14 protein-coding genes and 2 CRISPR repeat arrays are annotated in these 19,960 nt (G+C 55.9%); of the genes, 6 read left to right on the top strand and 8 right to left on the bottom strand.

Annotation, left to right across the window (positions count from 1 at the left end):
• Positions 1–236: 236 nt before the first annotated feature.
• Positions 237–431 carry a cold-shock protein gene (locus tag C5C07_RS13910; protein WP_004041873.1) on the top strand — a complete coding sequence of 65 codons (195 nt, stop codon included), beginning with the start codon at positions 237–239 and terminating at the stop codon, positions 429–431.
• A 115-nt stretch (positions 432–546) separates the two neighbouring features.
• Here the strand turns inward: C5C07_RS13910 and C5C07_RS13915 are convergent, their stop codons facing one another.
• Both C5C07_RS13915 and C5C07_RS13920 read right to left on the bottom strand, forming a co-directional pair.
• Positions 547–2,850, bottom strand: a complete 2,304-nt coding sequence (locus C5C07_RS13915) for a hypothetical protein (RefSeq protein ID WP_115805303.1) — start codon at positions 2,848–2,850, stop codon at positions 547–549.
• A gap of 116 nt (positions 2,851–2,966) precedes the next feature.
• Positions 2,967–4,196: an ABC transporter substrate-binding protein gene (locus C5C07_RS13920; protein ID WP_115805304.1), complete on the bottom strand. Its 1,230-nt coding sequence runs from the start codon at positions 4,194–4,196 to the stop codon at positions 2,967–2,969.
• A 499-nt stretch (positions 4,197–4,695) separates the two neighbouring features.
• Here C5C07_RS13920 and C5C07_RS13925 point away from each other — a divergent pair, with 499 nt between their 5' ends.
• Positions 4,696–5,217 (top strand): hypothetical protein, encoded by a 522-nt coding sequence (locus C5C07_RS13925; protein WP_049905164.1) that lies wholly within the window; start codon positions 4,696–4,698, stop codon positions 5,215–5,217.
• A gap of 248 nt (positions 5,218–5,465) precedes the next feature.
• Here the strand turns inward: C5C07_RS13925 and C5C07_RS13930 are convergent, their stop codons facing one another.
• The 4 genes from C5C07_RS13930 to C5C07_RS13955 all read right to left on the bottom strand — a co-directional run bounded on the left by C5C07_RS13930 (position 5,466) and on the right by C5C07_RS13955 (position 10,094).
• Positions 5,466–6,503: a site-specific integrase gene (locus C5C07_RS13930; protein WP_115805475.1), complete on the bottom strand. Its 1,038-nt coding sequence runs from the start codon at positions 6,501–6,503 to the stop codon at positions 5,466–5,468.
• 63 nt (positions 6,504–6,566) lie between these two features.
• Positions 6,567–6,986, bottom strand: coding sequence for a hypothetical protein (locus C5C07_RS13935; protein ID WP_147302015.1), 420 nt, complete (start codon positions 6,984–6,986; stop codon positions 6,567–6,569).
• Between the two features lie 248 nt (positions 6,987–7,234).
• Complete coding sequence (locus C5C07_RS21890; protein WP_115805306.1) at positions 7,235–7,861, bottom strand: helix-turn-helix transcriptional regulator; 627 nt, start codon at positions 7,859–7,861, stop codon at positions 7,235–7,237.
• A 1,231-nt stretch (positions 7,862–9,092) separates the two neighbouring features.
• Entirely contained in the window at positions 9,093–10,094 is a 1,002-nt protein-coding gene (locus tag C5C07_RS13955) for a Cdc6/Cdc18 family protein (RefSeq protein ID WP_115805309.1), read from the bottom strand.
• Between the two features lie 296 nt (positions 10,095–10,390).
• On the opposite strand from C5C07_RS13955, the gene C5C07_RS21065 reads away from it, so the two are divergent.
• The 3 genes from C5C07_RS21065 to C5C07_RS13965 all read left to right on the top strand — a co-directional run bounded on the left by C5C07_RS21065 (position 10,391) and on the right by C5C07_RS13965 (position 17,411).
• Positions 10,391–10,969, top strand: coding sequence for a hypothetical protein (locus C5C07_RS21065; protein ID WP_147302016.1), 579 nt, complete (start codon positions 10,391–10,393; stop codon positions 10,967–10,969).
• 627 nt (positions 10,970–11,596) lie between these two features.
• Positions 11,597–13,755: direct repeats of the CRISPR family, unit length 30 nt; unit sequence GCTTCAATCCCACAGGGGTTCGTCTGAAAC.
• A gap of 312 nt (positions 13,756–14,067) precedes the next feature.
• A complete protein-coding gene (locus C5C07_RS21070; RefSeq protein WP_147302017.1) occupies positions 14,068–14,346 on the top strand; it encodes a hypothetical protein in 279 nt (92 codons plus the stop codon).
• 128 nt (positions 14,347–14,474) lie between these two features.
• A CRISPR array of direct repeats spans positions 14,475–16,555; the repeat unit is 30 nt; unit sequence GCTTCAATCCCACAAGGGTTCGTCTGAAAC.
• A gap of 322 nt (positions 16,556–16,877) precedes the next feature.
• Entirely contained in the window at positions 16,878–17,411 is a 534-nt protein-coding gene (locus C5C07_RS13965; protein ID WP_115805311.1) for a hypothetical protein, read from the top strand.
• A gap of 473 nt (positions 17,412–17,884) precedes the next feature.
• Here C5C07_RS13965 and C5C07_RS13970 read toward each other — a convergent pair whose 3' ends face one another.
• Entirely contained in the window at positions 17,885–18,682 is a 798-nt protein-coding gene (locus tag C5C07_RS13970) for a DUF6602 domain-containing protein (protein WP_147302018.1), read from the bottom strand.
• Between the two features lie 205 nt (positions 18,683–18,887).
• Between C5C07_RS13970 and C5C07_RS21075 the strand changes: the two genes are divergently transcribed.
• On the top strand, positions 18,888–19,562 hold the full coding sequence (locus C5C07_RS21075) for a hypothetical protein (protein ID WP_147302019.1): 675 nt from the start codon (positions 18,888–18,890) through the stop codon (positions 19,560–19,562).
• Positions 19,563–19,642: 80 nt separating this feature from the next.
• Here C5C07_RS21075 and C5C07_RS13975 read toward each other — a convergent pair whose 3' ends face one another.
• The gene (locus C5C07_RS13975) at positions 19,643–19,903 is read right to left on the bottom strand and encodes a hypothetical protein (protein WP_115805313.1); all 261 of its coding nucleotides are present in this window, start codon (positions 19,901–19,903) and stop codon (positions 19,643–19,645) included.
• Positions 19,904–19,960: the final 57 nt, after the last annotated feature.

Genomic DNA, 19,960 nt, shown 5'->3' on the forward strand with positions numbered 1-19,960 from the left:
CGGCCACGCGTAAAGCCTCGTCGGCCGCGACCGACCGGATTCGACGGGGGGAACTGCCGATACCACAGCTTATCGAGGAATCACCGTCGAACCACTAGGCGAGCGCGGGTAGAACCGACATACCAGAACATTCGTCTACAAATGTCGATGATTCAGAAACATATTCAATAAAATAACCCCGTGACAACACGACCCTCACAAGTCTTATCCGTAAAGGGCGTGTGTGTTCAAAAGCAATGGCGAAAGGAAACGTTGATTTCTTCAACGACACTGGCGGCTACGGTTTCATTTCGACGGACGATGCTGACGACGACGTGTTCTTCCACATGGAAGACATCGGCGGCCCGGACCTCGAAGAAGGCACGGATGTTGAGTTCGACATCGAGCAGGCCCCCAAGGGCCCCCGCGCGACGAACCTCACGCGCCTTTAAACTAATTTAGTACGCCGCGTTTTCGCGGCAGAACGATAACTCACATTTTGCGTATATTCGACCGGCGAGCGACGCGTTCGCGGCCGGTCGGCTACGCGACCTATCCACGCACCACTCAGAGCGCGTCGGCCGCGCGGGCCTGCTCCGAGCGACGGCGCGCCTGTTCGAGTCGCCGGTCGGCCGCCCGAGAGAGCGACCCCGGAAGCTCCCCGCGCGCCTCGGCTAACCGCTCAGCCACGCGTTCGAGCCGCGACGCGACGGTGTCGAGGCTCTCGTCCGCCCGGCCGCGCTCGCCGGCCTCGGCGCGTTCCGCGGCCCGGTTCGCGGCCTCGGCGACCGATTCGAGCGCCTGCGCCAGCCCGCGGACCGCGTTCGCCTGTCCGTCGCTCGTCGCCGTTCCCGTCGAGTCGTCCGGGGTACCCGTGCCCGACGAGTCGTCCGAAGTACCCGAGTCGTCCGAGTCGTCGCTGTCGCCGCCGTCTCTCTCGTCGGCCGCCGCGACCGCCGCGGCCGTCTCGGCGGCGATGTCGGCGAGGAAGGTCGCGAGCGACGACTTCCCGGTCCGCGGGTCGTCGATTCGGACGCTCGGAATCGACGCCGGCGCGGACCCGGAGTCAGAATCCGAGTCGTCGCCCGCGGCGCTCGCGTTCGGGTCGGGGTTCACGCGGAACGCGCCGATTTCGTCGTCGCTGTCGCGGACTTCGACGGTGTACGCGCCGCCGCGGTGGACGTAGACGGCGTCCGGCCCGGACAGCGGCGCGTCGTACAGCCGCCCGGCGAAGTCGTCTTCGAGCGCGAGCGACGTCAGGTCGCGGTCGGTCCCGTCGGCGTCGACTTCGACTTTCGTCGCCGACTCCCGGGCGACGAGCGGGATTTCGCCGCCCACGCCGGCCGTGGTGAGCGTCTCGCCGTCGTCGCCGTCGGTGGATGACGATTCGGTCTCTGTTGCGGACTCCGACCCGGGCCCCGCGTCGCCGACCTGAACCGTCTCGCTGTGTGGTGCCGAACCTGCGCCGTTCACCGTGAGCCGATGCTCGCCCGCGGGGACGTCGCGGAGGACGCCGAGACCGCCGAACGTCGGCGCGGCCTCCGGGTCGCTCTCCAAGAGGAGGACGGACTCGACGCCCGACTCGCGGGTCGTCACGCCCTCGCCGTCCGGCGCGTCGGCGTCGGTGACGGCCTCCGTCACCCGGACGAAAAGCGTGTTGAGCGCCGAGGGCTCGTCGACGACGTCGTACCGCTCGGCGAGGGCGCTGCGGTGGGTCGGGTCGGTGATGTCCGCCGCGGGGTCGGCGTAGCGCGACTGGCTCCACGGCGTGCTCGTCGTCGTGAGGTGGCTCGCAATCGCGTCTTCGGCGAACGTCGGGACCGCGAACTCGAAGCTCAGTTGCGGCCCGGTGAACTCGGTGATGTGTTCGACCTCGCCCGCGGAGACGAGCGCGTATTCGATGTCGGCGTCCGCGTCCGCGTCGCGCTCGCCGGTCGCCTCGGGCCCGAACACCAACCCCGTCGACCGCGCCGGGAGGTCCGTCGGCGGCGACGACAGCGCGTCGAACGACCGCACCGTGAGCGCCTCGCTGACGAGGGAGTCGCGGGTGACCGACGGGAGTCGCTCGTCTTCGTACACCGGCGCGCCGTCGAGTTCCGGGACGACGTAGGGGAGGCGCGCGCCCTCGTCCCGCGGGAGGCCGTAGGCGATGGGTATCTCCGCGGCGTCCTCGATACGGTCGAACGCCCGGTTCGTGATGTCCGCGAACGTCCCGCCCGTCGGGAGCCGCTGGAATCGGTCGGCGCGGTCGTTGAGCGAGAGCGCGCTGGAGTGCGACCCGAGTTCGGAGAGCACCCGCGGCGGACGCGCGGGGTCCGGGTCGAGGAACTCGTTGTTCGGCACCGACCGCGAGTGCGAACTCGCCACGTAGAGTTGGGGGACCGGCTCGTCGTCCGCCGTGTCGACGAAGACGTGCAGCACCTCCCAGTCGTGCCAGTGGAAGTTCGTCGTGAACTGGTCGAACACCGAGTAGAACCAGTACTGCACGGTCGTCAGCGACGAGTCCTCGTATCGAACCACGTTGTAGAACACCGTCGGCTCCGGCGCTCGCTCGCCCGTTTCCTCCTGTGTCGCGTGGTAGCCGTCGAAGGCGTCGAAGCCGTCGACGACCGTCTCGCCGTCCCGGTCGCTCGCGTACGACCGCGGGTCCGTCGGGAACCACGTCTCGTCGGCGTCGAAGTAGAGCGTCGGCGCGAACCGCGCGGCGAGGTCGCGGGCGACGTCGGCGTCGACGCTGGCGGTCGGGGCGGCGGTGCTGGCGGTCTCGGTCGAGTCGCCGCCGAGGGCCGAACACCCGGCGAGCGACCCGAGGCCGGCGCTCCCGAGCGCGGCGAGGAACGCCCGTCGGTCGAACGCGGGTCGGTCCGTCATCTGTCTATGTGGTGGAGTCGAGGACGGAACAAATCTCTTGTGTCGTTCGGCGACGGCGGGTGCGGGGCCGGTAGTGGGGCCGGTAGCGGGGCCGTCGATGCGGCTCCGGCGGCCGCTCAGAACTCGCCGTTGATGATGTCGGCGACGTGCTGACGGTCGAACAGCTGTTCCTCCTCGGGGATTTCGGGGTACGGTCCGCCGTCCGAGGTCGGCCACGCGCCGAACTCCTCGGGATGGAACTGCTTGGCGCTCATCTCCAGTTGGAAGAGGTTGAGAATCGGACCCTGATAGCGCGCGCCCTGCGGGTAGACGCGACCGTTCTGGACCGCCGAAATCTCCGCGGCGACGGGGTCGTCTTCGAGCGTCGCTCGGAGGTCGTTCATGCTGACGTTCGGCTGCATCCCGCTCAGGAAGAGGATGACGTCGGGGTCTGCCTCTAAGAGCGCCTCGAAGTCGACGTTCGAACCGGACTCGATGGAGCCTTCGAACGCGTCGTGGGGTTCGAGCGGCCGAATGTGTGATGACATAAAGCCGGGGTTGCCGACCGTGTACGCCCAGATTTGCTTTTCGATGTCGGCCGCGGTGAGAAGCACCACGCTCGGGCGCTCGTCTTCCGGCGGGAGCCGTTCCTCGATGGTGGCGAGCACGTCGTTGCGAACGGCCGTGAGCGCCTCGTAGCGCTCTTCTTCGTTGAGCACCTGCGCGACCTTCTCGAACTGCTCCCACAGCGTGTAGTACTCGTAGTCGCCGGTCCACTCGTCGGTCGGCGACGCGTGACGACCGCTCAGCGAGTTCCCGAACCACGGCGAGATGTTGTCGTCGACCTCCTCGATGTCGTCCATGTCCCACTGTTCGAGCTGGACGACCCACGCGGGGTCCGCCAGATGCACGTCGCTGTCGAGTTCGTAGAGCTTCTCCTTGCTCGTCTCCCACGAGGGATACAGGTCCGCCCAGTCGACCTCGACGCCCGGGAGCCGCGCCGTGAACTGCTTCCACGTCGTGTCGTAGTACTCCGGCCCGTTGACCGCGTTCACGTCGTCGCCGCGGCCGAGCGCGAACGCCATCCCCGCGTGGTGGGTCAGCCGCGTGAAGATGCTCTGCGGCGGCTCGTCGAACTCGACGGTGCCGACCGGCGACATCGTCACCGAGTACGAACTGTCCTCGGGCGTCTCGGTCTCCGTTTCCGTTGCCGTCTCGGTCGTCGACCCGGTCTCGGCGTCCGTCGTCGGCTCCGAACCGTTCCCCCCGGTACAGCCGGCGAGCAGCCCGCCGCCGACGGCTGCGCCGCCGTACTTCACGTAGTCGCGCCGCGTCAATCCCTTCCGTGGCGTCTCGTCGCGTTCCATAGTTTTTTAGGCCAGCCTAAAATAGATAATTGCTTCGGTTCCCGGACGACAGCGGGGCCGTCACGAGCGCGAACAGCGCCTCGTCGGCTCGGCCGCGCGTCGGCTCGAAACTGCGGGGGCCGGCCTCGCGTCGCCGCTTGGTGCGATTGGACTGCCTTCGGCCGTTCGGCCGATTCCGTGCTCACCTTGGGTCTGTCGGCGGGGAGGCGGCGGTCGAGCCGTCGGTACCGCTCGCCCTCGTTTGTTTTAGGTTGGCCTAAACTATTGAAGCTTTTCGGTTTGGTGGCGTGGGCGGCAGTAACCACTCCGTGTAACTCGATTGAATCAGTCGTTCTCGGCCTGTGGAAGACTCGTATTTCAAACGTCTCAGGGCTCCCGTAGCTCTCTCTCCTAGGAGCATGAGTTCCGCATCGATCACGCCACTCACCGGTGAGTCGTCCAATACATATCATGCCACGAATATATTATATATCCTGAATGTATCCCACCAGACACTCTAATGACCAACCTTACTGATGCGATTCAACCGTATCTGTCCTCCAACGAGTCTATTCGCGCTGCTCGAGCCAACGACTCAAGCGCGGTCGTCGTCACAGACCGGCGCGTTATGGAGGTTAAACGCGGCTCAGACAGTCGAGGACGTGACCTCAAACTTGCGAAGAGCACGCTCATTACGGGACCAAACATTCTCGGTGTCAAAATCGTCGAGGAAGGGAGTGAGCGAGTGGACCTCCAAGGACTCGCCGCCGGGTTGGTAGCACTCGTACTCGGTTTGGGGATTTTCTTCGTCACCGAGCGTGTGAGCGGTGAGCTCGCAGGTCTTGCTGAACTCGTCGGACTGGCCTCGGCGTTCATTGGTGGAATCATCGGTGTCGTGTACATCTGGAACGCGGTCCAGACGAAGCAAGGCGCAGTCACGGTGAAGGTTATCGGCGATGACGGGGACGTGATTGAGACGATTTCGCTCGCGGAAGAAGAGGCGGATGTGGCAGCAGAGATCTCGAGTGTGATCGGAGCGTAATCAAATGAGTTCCTGTGACTTTGATTTCGGGGCTCCGTCAATTCAGATTCGAACTTCCCTCGCTGTCGCTCGGGCGTTCGGATCTTCAGTCGCCCAGACAACCGTTTCGGGGGGACTCGCACACGCTACGCGGTGCTCGTTGGCGTTGAAAGGGGTAGAAATGGGCCGGCTCAGAACATACCTAATCGCAAGACAGCGGCGGGTTATGCCTCTCTCGACAGAATTCAAAAAACCGATCAGAAAGCCGATCATCGGTTGATCGACAGAGTATCGATATACTGCCGACGACGGCGCTCCATCCGCTCGAGCTCGGTGGTCGCGTCGTAGTGCTTCTTGATCACATCGATACCGGCGTTCACCCGCTCAGCGACAATCTCCGGGGGGAGACCAGAATCCAACTGCCACGTAATCGAGCCCGTCCGAATCTTGTGCGGCGACCTCGAAGACGGGCACTTGCTCGCGTGAGCGAACTCAGTCATCTCACACGTATCCGACTCACGACCATGAGGACACAAACTGTGAAGACACGGCAGCGTCGCGAGATACGACCACATTCGAATCGTCCCCGTCGCCGGGCGACCATTCATGCTCGCGAGAAGCGGCTGACGCTGGTGGTCATCGTGAACAGCATACCGGTTCTCATCGATGTACTCACGGAGAATCTCCGAAACCTCGGGCGGAATCGCGACCGGACGCTCACCATTAGACTTGTTCTTCAGAGGAGTATCCGTCTCCGGGCGGTGACGAAACTCAATGTAGTTCTCATCGAGCTGAAGATCCCGAAGATCGAGCGCGCGAATCCCACCCTGCCGGGCACCAGTATACCACGCCAACTCGAGAAAAACATGATTCCGCGTCGCACGGTGCACATCGCTCTGTCTGTAGAACCTGAGAATCGAAACCGCGTCCTGTGCCTCAAGAGAAACACTATTCGACCGCTCCTCCTCATCAATATCAGGAATTCGAACAGAGTCTGCGAGCCCATCATCAACAGCCTCGATCTGTTCGAGGTACTCGAAGAACTTCTGCAGGGTCCACATCTCGCCCTCGAGCGTGGCCGGAGCGACTGTCCCACTCCGAACCTCAAAATACTCGTCGAGGTCATATCCACGGAACTCACTGACAGTCCCGATACTGACGCTCTCAGCCCATTGCACGAACTGTTTCAAGCGGTACTTCCACCCCTTAACGCTTGCATCCGTCGAGTCGGCACGACGGCGGCGGAGATACCGACTTACTGCCTCGCGAGGTTTGAGCTCGCCGGGGTCACGACGACGGTCACTCACAGTAACCAACCCCCACAACAAACCCCGACAGCACGTCCACCAGGGGGAACAGCTGACAAAGACTCATTTTCGAGCCTCCTCCTGAATCGCCCCAAGCACCTCAACCGCCAGCTCAGTATCTAACTCACTATCGAAACATCCCAACAGCTCCGCAACTTGCTGAACCGTGAACTCCGCTTGCTCAACCCTCTCAAATACATCCAACACCTGCCGGATCTCGCTCCTCGTCACCCCATTACACGACCAATACAGGTACGCAACCAGACTCTCACGTCCAATCCCACCCCTGAAGTCCGACACCGTCTCCAGAACCTCCTCAATAGCCTCACCCTGCTCCGCCCACAGCTCAGCCAACGCTTCATCGAACTGTGCCTCGCTCACTTCACCCGACCGCAGCTCCGGCAATGGCTGCGAAAGCGCCTCACGAAGTACCTCGGGGTCGGGGTCACACGACTCCGCCGGCCCCTCAGTCAGAACCTTCACCACCCGACTCACTCGCGGATGACATTCCGGATACCCACAGATCGAATACCACTCATGTACATGGCGCAGCTCCTTGACCATCCACGACGTCTCACTCCGCGTCGACGGACACACCGGCGTTGGCGCCTCCGCGGACAAATCCGGTGCATGGATACGACGCGACCCGCTCGTCGACTTTACAACAACCGGCACATCGAACCCCTCAGCCCAATGAGGCACCCCCGAAGTCCTCCCCAGCGTCGTTGAACTCACGCTTCCTCACCCCCAGAAACCGCCACCGAAGAGTGACCAACCTCAAGACCAGACAGCCCCGCCAGATCAACCGCCTCCTGTTCAACCAACTCGTACCCACGGTCAGTCACCTCATAGGTGTTCGTCCGACGATCCCACGCCGACTTCAACACGAGACCATACGCATCGAGCTCATCCAGATTCGGATACAACCTACCATGTCCAACCTCCTCGACATCCTCCATCCGTTCAAGCGCCTCCTTAATCTCGATCCCCTTAGGAGACCGTCCAAACCGGGCCTCAAACCGCATGATCGCCTTAACCACTCGCTGTTGGAACGCCGAAATCTGGTCCCACGAGAAGCCACCATCAGCAACCAACTTTGGGCGACCCACTCGCTCAACCCTCCATTGCGACTGGTTCGAATTCGGCTTCCACCGTGACACCTCAAACTCAGAGGAGTCAACTTTCCCAACCCGACTGTCATTGCCCGCAAGACGGCCCAGCCAGTAACCCACCTCAGAGCTCGTGAGAGACGTCTGCCTAGCGATGTGTTTCGCGTAGTAGATCTTCCACTCCCCAGATCCCACGTCCGCACGCAAGAACGACAAGAGCGTACAAGTCGGATCATCTGCAGCGCTCATTCGGAATCACCCCCCACGTGTGAGCGAGCGGCTCGATTGACAGCACAGCCACACGGGACGGTGAGCTGACGGCCGGGGCCCGTCGCAGAGTAGCCCAAGACATGAGCTCCACACCGACGGCAATTGCGAGACTGTCCACTAATCGTGTCGCGGGGTTTATTCCGCCCCCGCGAAAGAGTGCGATTGGTCGTCATCGTAGCTGACGGCCTTCCACCGGACTCCTGGATCCAGCAGGAGTCTGGGATTTTCCCAGATCTGTTAATTCCGGTGAGAGTCGTCATCACCACAATTTTACCAAGGGGTAATAAACTTTGATACAGATCTGTGTCATATGACCTTGTTAGAAGCCATTTGAGACAGATATAATCCAACAATCCTTCTTGCGTAAATTTACACTCTGCCCGCTGCAGGGTGCAGGTATGACTCGGTGGAGAAATGATGCAATTGAGCCCATCTTGCTCTTGTTGAATGACTCGGGACTGGACCTGAATCCGAAAACGATTGTACACAACCTTGAGGTACGGATGCAGCGTCCTCCATCGCGCTCTACTGTGAATCGAGCGTTGAAGATGCTCTTGGAGGCTAACCTGATTAAGAAGGTTAACGATGGTCCCTACTATCGGATTACCCAAATGGGTCAAGATTTGATTCAGGGTGAATCGGACCCATCTGAGTACGATTTTTATATCGGTCAGTAATCGCAGCAACTCGACCTGGTCTACGGATTTGGTAGCGACCAGACGCTTACTTGATGTGGTATATAGGCTCATACCCACATAACCCCGAGTTGGAAGAAGACGTCGCAAATCCAGGTAGGATTCTGAGGATTTTCAACCCGCGTTGACCCGTCGAATGCGTCGATGAGCGTAGCGATCTTGTTACTATCAACACCATACACCCACCGCGAATCATCAGCACTCACGTCCACCCGAGCGGTGTAATCCGGGTCAGAAGTAATCTCGATTCGAACGTCTGGCCCACGCCGTAACCGGAGTATCCGAGCGGTTCCCGTTTGGGGTTGTCCGTCGATTATCGTCGACATACTCTGGTCAAAGTGGGGTAGCAATAAGCGAATTATCGGCACGTGATCGAATCTACCGGTTTCACACCCCGTATCCTCCGAATCCAGCGATTGTAACGGCTCTCCCCACCAAACCCAGAGAATGATCGAATGATCGAATTGTACTGCAGTCTTGCGATTATCAGCCTGATCGAATCACCCAATTCTATCCTACGGGTTGACACTACGGTACGTAGTCCCTCTTGTCGCACCTTCCTTCTCGATAAGTCGGTACCGCTCAAGTGCGCCAAGGTATCTTCGTCGCGTTACCTTCGACTTCGGTGAGCTACTCTTTCGTTCGTACTCCTGGTGGAGCTGGTTCGCAGGGATTTCCGTGTGCGTACGAATAATATCATAGAGAAGCCGTTTGTGAGTCGAGAGCCGCTCAACGTTCCGAGTGTGGACCTCGCCGGCAGCACCATCAGCCACAGTATCAACAAGACCTGGGCTCAACGCAGCGAGGTCATTGTTATCTGCATACTCCGCTGCACGACGAAGGTGAGTGATCGCCAAGCGCGCGTCCCCCGCAGCGAGCTTCGCAATATGCTGGATCGTTGCTTGATCTACGGTTCCAGGTTTGAGGCCGGCATCAACACGCCCTGAGACGATATCCTCCAATTGATCACTCCGGTACTTCGACAACCGAAGGTTTGCGGCAGAACGAACCCGTGACTCGACGCCCATACTAAGATCTGAGAGGAGGACATCCGAATCAATGCAGATCATGATCGTAGTCACACCAGGAAGCAGATAGAGCGACGCTAGCAGCTCGAAGTCCTCAATTGCATCAACCTCGTCGATGATGAATACGACCTGGCTGTCGGTCTCCCTGAGGACATCAAGATACTGTTGCATCGGCAAGCCCCGACGAAGATCAAGACCAATACCAGCGTCTCTCAGAAGTGAGTAGATGAGACCAATCGTCGTCGAGACTGAATGGCAAGACGCGTATCCAGTTCTCACACCCAGAGTCGCCATCTCAAGTTCATTTGCAATGAACCTCGCTAGCGTCGTCTTACCCGCTCCAGAGGGGCCAGTGATCAAAACATTCTCCCCCGGAAAGCCCTCTTCAATCGGTGAAAGATAGGTCGAGAGTGTTGAAATCTCAGAATTCCGGTGATGGAGATCCTGAGGAACAAACTCTTCGCGAAGTGCTCGTGCGTCTCGTATCATAGCATAGCAGTCAACCCGGGACAGAATCAATATCAGCCAAGCAGACTGAAAGTAGTCGCTGTGCCTTCAACACCGCATCTGAGCCCACAAAAGCCCTGAAAACAGCCAAATCAGATGTTATCAGAGATGACTTAATTGGGAGAAGTACGTTGACTGGAATGTGACCTAAGACAGTAGGGACGCCCTCGCATACCATCTCGGACATTCCAGTCGGTTACTTCCCCCAATCTTTCGACGACCCTACTGTCACCGGGTCATGTGTTGCAGCCTTCGAGGCTGTCTCAGGACGTTTAGCCATGTCAAAGAGTGCCCACTATAGTTCAGAAGAGTCAGCAAACCAAGCGAGATACGCCAGAGAAAACTGGTGGTACGATGAGCAAGACCTCCCAGGTCACGACGAACCAGAATCGACATCCCATGAGACGAAGCCAGGGACTTCGAAAGACCGATGGTTCGCGTACCAACTACTCAAAGAGACGGCAGAGTTGGCATGTTCGGTGACTCACCGTGAAGAAGGACGGGCAGTCGAAGTAACCTGCCCAGAAGTCTACGTTGGACCAACTGAGTACGACGGCTGGGACGACTCCAGAGAGAGACAACGCTACCGTACTACGCGGAAATATCGGTACGCACCAGAGACGGGCCACATCGGTGGGGCGTATATCATGGACCGACCCAAAGAGGAGTTTCTAAAGATCGTCGAGATAGTCCTCGAAAGGGCGCGAATGAAGTCGGGGGTTCGGCAAGCGACAGCCAAAAGGATCCGTACGATGGCAGCGACAAAGAAGTCGGCAGGAGAATCAGACGTGCGGACGATGACGCGGGTGATTCGGTGCCTCGACGAACCAAGAGAATTGGACCAACTCGGATTTTGACTCGATAGCGCAGATGACACCCGCAGACTAGTTTTGTTAGACTGTTAATAGAGTTAATCGTAGTGAACAAGTATATGTAAGTACCATATGCAACGTTCAGACTATCATCTATATAACTCTCTCAAAGAAGGAATTCGAGCGTTGTAGAGCTGAGCAATCGAGGTTCTGAAACGAGAGTAAGAATCATCAACATATCAACGGGGATGCTCGGCGGAGATCAGAGATAATACGTAGAGTATGACGGTGTGGTTGAGAAAAACGGGTTCAGAGAGATAGTCTACAGTAGCTAGACTTGGTTACTTATTGGGGAAACCACGCGATGAGTGATCAAATGATGTTTGGAGTGAGTATATACGTGTGTATTGGAGTTCTCTCGGGGGTCATCTCAGTTTTAACAGGTATCGGATTCTGGGTCGTTAAAACTGGATTTGAGACTGTACGCACACGCCTGGATTTTCTCGAAGAGAAGAATTGAGTCTCTAAGCAGTTGCGTCTGAGAGTAGCGATGATATTCGACTCAAGCAAGGAATCACAGATAGTTCGTAGCATGTTCACTCCGACATCGCAATTTGCTCTAGGAACTGGTAGTCGAAAATGAGAACACCCGATGCTCACCGTGATCGAGCGGCTCCAATCTCAGAGGAGTTCGTCTGAAACTTGTTGAAGCCGATGAACGGACTGAGCTTCATGACGATGCTTCAAGCCCAACAAGGGTTCGTCTGAAACATGTGCTCGTTCAGCTCCTCGTCGCGGACTCCCGAGCTTCAAACCCACAAGGGTTCGTCTGAAACTGAAGTCGCGCACCGCGTCGCGCGGCGGGTTGTTCCCGCTTCAATCCCACAGGGGTTCGTCTGAAACACTCGTGGGGCAACGGTCAGGGAGAGCCGCCCGAGGTGCTTCAATCCCACAGGGGTTCGTCTGAAACGGGGAAATCGATTCAACCGCTGGTGTGTCCAATTCCTTGCTTCAATCCCACAAAGGTTCGTCTGAAACTATACGGCACTCGGCCGCAAGTTCAGCGGTTCTATCCGGCTTCAATCCCACAAAGGTTCGTCTGAAACGACCAGGTGAGTTCTGGCGATGGAGGCGGAGTCATTTGCTTCAATCCCACAGGGGTTCGTCTGAAACAACGACCACCGCGGGCTTCGCCGTGGGGTGGATGCTGCTTCAATCCCACAGGGGTTCGTCTGAAACCGTTCCTCGTCGAGTGAGGCGTGTCTCGGGGTACGCGCTTCAATCCCACAGGGGTTCGTCTGAAACGCAATGCGCGTCGTCTTGGAGGCGGACGGTGTCGAAGCTTCAATCCCACAGGGGTTCGTCTGAAACTGTCTCCGCCGTCCTGCGAAGTATCACCGCCTTCGCTTCAATCCCACAGGGGTTCGTCTGAAACGTCCCTCAGTTAGCAACGGGCCGACACGACGACGGGAGCTTCAATCCCACAGGGGTTCGTCTGAAACCCGTGACCTTCGTCGTGTCCCACGAAATCGTGGTGCTTCAATCCCACAGGGGTTCGTCTGAAACGAGACGTACACGCCGATGAACGTGCAGTACGGCGATAAGCTTCAATCCCACAGGGGTTCGTCTGAAACGCGGCATCGACATATACCGGACCCATGCCATACGAATCGCTTCAATCCCACAGGGGTTCGTCTGAAACCCGTTCCTCGGCGTCTCGTTGCCGTTGCCATGCCTCGCTTCAATCCCACAGGGGTTCGTCTGAAACTGGCGCGAGAGGATACGATACGAACTCTTGGACTTCGCTTCAATCCCACAGGGGTTCGTCTGAAACAACTCATCAAAGCGGAATGTAACGACGACGACGAGCTTCAATCCCACAGGGGTTCGTCTGAAACGAGAAAGAGAAGTGGATGGCGTCGGCGGAAGTCAGGGAGCTTCAATCCCACAGGGGTTCGTCTGAAACAGCGTCGCTCTCAACGACCTCACGACTCACGTCGTCGCTTCAATCCCACAGGGGTTCGTCTGAAACGGTCTCCGATTTGAGCACTCGACATAAAAAGACCGAGTGCTTCAATCCCACAGGGGTTCGTCTGAAACTCGAACTCGCAGAAGTTGAGGATGTGGTAAATCGTGCTTCAATCCCACAGGGGTTCGTCTGAAACCGCCAAGATGGTGCCGGTCATAAGTTGTGATTATGGGGCTTCAATCCCACAGGGGTTCGTCTGAAACCTGGTGAGCCACACCTTCTTTCCGTCTTGGCTCTCGCTTCAATCCCACAGGGGTTCGTCTGAAACGAGAAACAGGCGCGCTTCGGGAGGTCCGACTGATGGCGCTTCAATCCCACAGGGGTTCGTCTGAAACAAATTGACGCCCTCGGTCGCCCACTCTTCTAAGTCGTCGCTTCAATCCCACAGGGGTTCGTCTGAAACCACGACATACCACTACTCCGCACCACCCCCTCACTCAGCTTCAATCCCACAGGGGTTCGTCTGAAACACCGGACCTCGTCGTCGGCCTCGTCCTTCCGCGGGCAGCTTCAATCCCACAGGGGTTCGTCTGAAACTCGTCTGCCTCGACTGTGGCGAGCACTTCGAGGGCGCGCTTCAATCCCACAGGGGTTCGTCTGAAACAGCCGGTGGCGCGCGGCCTTTTCCAGCGCGTCGATGCTTCAATCCCACAGGGGTTCGTCTGAAACCGACCTTCGACCTCGCCCGTGCCAAAGACAAGCAGGAGCTTCAATCCCACAGGGGTTCGTCTGAAACAATGCGAGCGGATTCGAGCGTCTCGGCAGATAGTCCGCTTCAATCCCACAGGGGTTCGTCTGAAACCCGTCTGAATTCACGGGTATAGAGACCCGTACATCCCGAATTCCTATCAACGTTTCCGTCGACCCCCAATTCCCCCCAAACCCCCGGGGGGTCGACGGAACCAACTCCTCTCACCCCTACCGAATGTTGTTCACGTAAGTAGTCGAGAGCCCCGTGCTTTAGCGCAGAGAGGATATCAACGAAGCACGCGAGAGCACGACGGTGATTATACGCACCGTATTCACAGCAAGCGACCAGTTGTGGGGTTAGCAGTTCCGAGTGGTAACGAGAGATAAGCTCGAAACTATGTACTAGTTGGCTAATATCTGAGTAATGGACACTGATTTCCCCGACTGGAGAACAAAACATCCGTTTGATGGAGAGGAGAGAAACATCCTAGCGAAGGTTCAAGGAAAGAACGAGCGGGTTTGTGCTGTTGAAGTTGGCTCTGGCTTTCGAGTCATCTGGGAGGGCCCCAATTCGATTGCAGATCATGGCAGGGTTGTAACCAACTCAAAGAATACCACATTCCCCGCGCTCGCAACTTGTGCCCAAGAACATCAGATGTCGGTTAAAGTGCAATTCAATCACGATCTACTTGAAGAAGAGTAAGCTACCTGAAGCCGAGAACAGTTCATTCAGGACGAGTGGTTGAAGAGACTGAAGAAGCTGATCAACTTTCCTGAAAGATTCGTCTGAAACAGGGACCCAGAACCGTCGAGGCGTCCGCGCGCTTGCTTGCTTCAATCCCACAAGAGTTCGACTGAAACCCGAATCCGCTTGTTGCACTCGTCGACGAGCGACCCGCTTCAATCCCGCAAGGGGTCGTCTGAAACGCATGTTCGCCGTCTCGAATCTCCGGTCGGGCAGCGAGCTTCAATCCCACAAGGGTTCGTCTGAAACGATAGCCAACAGTAAGCGGGCTACTGTCCTTATGTGGCTTCAATCCCGCAAGGGTTCCTTTGAAATACAGTACGAAGACCGTTCCCGCGTTCACGCCAATAACACTTCAATCCCGAAAGGGATCCTCTGAAACGCTGGTCATCGGGAACCAGGTCTTCGACATCAGCCTGCTTCAAGCCCACAAGGGGTCGTCTGAGGTCGGTACCGGAGTCGGTCTTTACGCGGACGCCCACCTGGCTTCAATCCTACAAGGGTTCGTCTGAAACGCCGTCGAGGAGGACCGCGACGCGAGTGACATCGCTTCAATCCCACAAGGGTTCGTCTGAAACTGAGCGCGCTCGGGTTGCGGTGGCCGATGTCAAGCCCGCTTCAATCCCACAAGGGTTCGTCTGAAACTGAGCGCGCTCGGGTTGCGGTGGCCGATGTCAAGCCCGCTTCAATCCCACAAGGGTTCGTCTGAAACGTCGTCGATAGGCTTGCACTCGCCACCGACCATTACGCTTCAATCCCACAAGGGTTCGTCTGAAACGAGCGTTAGCTGGCGGTGCATATCTCGGCTTGCAGCTTCAATCCCACAAGGGTTCGTCTGAAACACTGGCGATTCACGAACGGGACGTTCATCCTCACGATGCTTCAATCCCACAAGGGTTCGTCTGAAACTCGCCCCAACCGGGTTTGACCGCGCCGGTCCCGAAGCTTCAATCCCACAAGGGTTCGTCTGAAACACCCGGACCACCGTCGAGCAGCTCGCTGACCACCCGCTTCAATCCCACAAGGGTTCGTCTGAAACTGGTGTGAGACGAGTGAGAGCGATTCACTCGGTCGTGAGCTTCAATCCCACAAGGGTTCGTCTGAAACTCCGATTTGAGCACTCGACATAAAAAGACCGAGTGCTTCAATCCCACAAGGGTTCGTCTGAAACCGACCCGGACCTCCTCGGGAATGGGCACGTCAATCCGCTTCAATCCCACAAGGGTTCGTCTGAAACAAACGTTAAGAGACGACCCATCGAGGGCTTTTATACCGCTTCAATCCCACAAGGGTTCGTCTGAAACATTAGAAGTCGTTGAGATCGGGACCGGACGGGACGCGGCTTCAATCCCACAAGGGTTCGTCTGAAACATTAGAAGTCGTTGAGATCGGGACCGGACGGGACGCGGCTTCAATCCCACAAGGGTTCGTCTGAAACGAGCGTCGATTCGTCGGGGAGGTCGCTCCGCGTCGCGCTTCAATCCCACAAGGGTTCGTCTGAAACTCCCCAATATCGTGGATTCGGGCGTCTTCAAGCTTGCTTCAATCCCACAAGGGTTCGTCTGAAACCGAGGGACTTCGCACCAACCGCCTCCATCACACCGAGGCTTCAATCCCACAAGGGTTCGTCTGAAACCTTTTCTCGCGGCCCCGTGCGGCACCGCAACGACGCCCGCTTCAATCCCACAAGGGTTCGTCTGAAACTACTCGGGCAAAACCGACGGACGGCACGCGGGAGGGCTTCAATCCCACAAGGGTTCGTCTGAAACGATGTTGTGCGCGCATGCCGCGCAGTGCTCTTCGTCGCTTCAATCCCACAAGGGTTCGTCTGAAACGCCGACCCACCTCCGATGGCGTCGACGGAGTGGTCGGGGCTTCAATCCCACAAGGGTTCGTCTGAAACGGACTGTGGCTGTTCGGTCCCAGAGCCGGTTCCGATGCTTCAATCCCACAAGGGTTCGTCTGAAACACTTCCTCTCCGACCCCGGACAGGCGGTTCGCGACCCGCTTCAATCCCACAAGGGTTCGTCTGAAACGGGCAGACCTTCGGGAACTGGTGACCGACGGTGGGCAGCTTCAATCCCACAAGGGTTCGTCTGAAACCGGCGAGGAAAGTTTTCCGAAGGTGTTTGTACGTGCTTCAATCCCACAAGGGTTCGTCTGAAACCCGTCTGAATTCACGGGTATAGAGACTCATACATCCCGAATTCCTATCAACGTTTCCGTCGACCCCCAATTCCCCCCAAACCCCCGGGGGGTCGACGGAACCAACTCCTCTCAAATCTTCCGAGAACCGGTTATTCAAACAATAGTACGTCGATTGCCATCTCGATTGATCTCACCTGTGGATAGGTTGGTGGAGCTACAGTGAAATCAGCGTACGTATTTCTCAGGGGCTTTTGCCCAATTTCACCCTTATTCACAGACACGTCCCGGGTGAGCCATCATCCGTGAAAAAATCTATCAGTGGTGTCTCTAATGCTAACTACATGACTGATTCTACAATTCATTTTCACTACTATCCCCGGACAAAGAAACCGCCTGAGATTGCGTTTGAACTCGTAGGGGCATTTCGTAAACACGAAGAAAGTATTGCGACTCGCGATCTTGATGATGGGCTGAAGAGTGATGAGGTACTCACAACCGTCCGCGAAAGTCTGTTTGATCTCGGCTTCCAGGTGGAGACTGGGAAACGTCATTCCGACAAGATTCATCGACCAGTACTCTTCGGGGAAGACGGAGAGCCAGATCTTAGCTACGAGGTAGACGCCTACCATCCAGATACTCGTCTCGGACTTGAGGTTGAAGCAGGACGTGCTTGGAAGGGAAACGCAATCTATCGAGATATTGTGCAGGCTCTGATGATGGTGCAAGTTGACACCCTTGCACTTGCCGTTCCAAACGTCTACAAATACTCTTCCGGATCAAACCCCGCTTTTGAGAAAACGAACGCCGTCGTTGAGACGCTGTATGACACTAATCGGTACGAACCTCCATATGATATGCTCGTTATCGGCTACTGAGGCGAACTACGTTTGTTGAATCGTTTCCTTGGCAGCGTTCGATGGGGTTTCTGAAGCCGTGCTGAACCCAGCGCGCGAACCAGTCAGTAGTCTTCACTCACAAGTGAGCATGTGGATCAAGCAGTCTCTGTACTCAGAACGCCGTTCATGACAATAGTACGAACAAGCATTGTTTGAGGAGACACTTCCGAGAGTAGCCTATTCTCGTAAGTACCACCCCTATAGATAACCAATCACAAAACCACGAAAGTACTCTTAACTCCAGAATTGTCAACTGTGAGTGAGGCGGAATATGAGTCTAAAAGAAAATATCCCAATGATGGTTCAAACAGCGGGATCAGCAGCAACAGTCGTCTACGTCATCGTCTGGATGGGGATCCTAATTTGGTGACGTAGGCTATCCCACTTCATCAGTGATTTTAGTGTTTTTCGGAAAGGTGAGTAATAGTGGCCGCTGTTCGAGGACATATAAGTTAAGTGATCGGGAAGAAGTGGAGATCAGCTTCAAGCCCCGGTTCAATTCCATAGTATTCTAGCAGGCGTGGTCGTCCGATTCGAGCTTCATTTACGAAAGCTGAAAGAGTGGCGTAGAACAAGACAAACAAAGAATCGACTGCGTCTGTAAGATAGAACCCTTTTGCATTGTTTGGGTCGTAACTGTAGTACTGACCAGTACTGAACCCTACGTTGAAACTGGAATAATCACAGTAGTAGTTCGGCCAAAGGCGCTCCTGAAGAGGTTCTAATTCATCGTAATATGCTGTGACGAAATTCTCCTTCGACAGCGAGTCACCGGTGAAAATAAATCCGAATATCTGGTCTCGGTGGTCATGACGGGACAGCTCCCAACCTTGGAGATTTATCCCTGGCCCTGTAATCATGGGCGCACCAAACCGTTTTAGAGTCTTAGCAGAAGCGATTTTTTCGATGGCGTCTTCCAGTTCTCTCGACTTCACTTCCGACTTCACTTCACCGACTGCTATTACAGTTTCACAGGGGAAGTACTGCTTCGAATCAGCTATTTTGAAAATTGGTGTGTAGTACTTGTCATAGATTATCACATCCATCTGTTGACTCTGATTTCCGTTCACGTCGATAACAAAGCCGGTAGAAACACCGCATCTCTCGGGAAGGTAGGCCTCTAAAAGCTCTCGTAATGCATCCTCACGCGCTTCTCCCTTTTGTTGCGGGTGCGAGATAGCCCCTGCTTTCAATTCGAACTTAGCACGGAGTTCAGCATTGATTCCACGCATTAACTCAGAGAATGGCACTACTTGTCAATAGACATCGGTATAACATAAAATTAGGTCGAATACGAAAACGGAATTAGTTCAGGTCAAGATACTACCAAACATAGTCGATACTGTTGACTTTTCTTTCTGCAGATGCCGCTTGGCCTCCGCTCATTTCCGAATCTAACCGGTTCCCGGAAGTTACTGAGTAGAACTTATTTTCCATTGAACAAACTCTATTATAGTGACAGCCACTAACACAAAGGGGGATTTGTCGATTACCTTACTGGGAGTGAAGCATAGCGATTCAACGTTGATTGATAATCTTGAGGAGTACATATCACAAGATATTGACGTACTCTATCATGAAAAAGAGCCAGAGGACAATGACTACGAGATGTCATTTGTTGAGTTTGTTCTACGTCAGCCAGCGGCATTTTCGGTAATACCTGTTGATCTGTATCGGTATATCCGCAGACTCTTCTCTCACAAGAATCCGGATACGACGTGGGATATTAGAGCTTCTAAGAAAGTTGCTGAAAAAATGGGTATTGAGTATTCAGAGATAGGACGATCGACATCCAGTTATATCAGAGATCAACACATCATCTGGACAATAATCGGGTGGGTTACTACCGCTCTATTCCTATTCTTTCTCTTGGTGTACATTTCCTACCCAAATAACTCAACAGGGGTTGTGGTTACCCTGAGTTACCTACCATCACTTATCCTCATGTTCGCGTTTATGTATCGACGAACAGAAGACAGAAATAAACACTTTATCAACCGAATCATACACGACGCTAGAATGAATGAATATTCGAATGTATGTCTAGTTACTGGGAAAGCGCACCTGAGCGGTTTGACAACTCTTGCAGAAAATCGGGGAATCGAATACCAGTCCGTTGCTGTTTCCTAATATAAGTGGTTGTTCTCGGAACCGCAATCACAGAATCACAGAAACAGTAGTTGCGGTGACGTGAGAAGACAACGGTCAGATCAGATCAGGTCATCATTGAATTCTATTTCAATTTCTCCGTCCTCGTTTACGAGTTCGATATCGATTAATTTGTTGAAATCTGAAACGAACTCTACAATTTCTCTCCGACTTTGGAAGCTCGTCGGATGGTGATGGATGTCGTATCTGAATTTCCCCTCAACAAATATCTCAGTACGCTCTTCCTCTGCATTTTGGACAATTGATAGCCCCCCCTCCCCATCTTGGCGTTCGACTCGAGCTACAATATCAAGATTTCCCATAGAATAGAGCATGGTTGTGATACCTAATAAACATAAGTGCCGATTCTAATACTGACA

The sequence above is a fragment of the Haloferax sp. Atlit-4N genome (assembly GCF_003383025.1).
GTDB classification, from domain to species: domain Archaea; phylum Halobacteriota; class Halobacteria; order Halobacteriales; family Haloferacaceae; genus Haloferax; species Haloferax gibbonsii.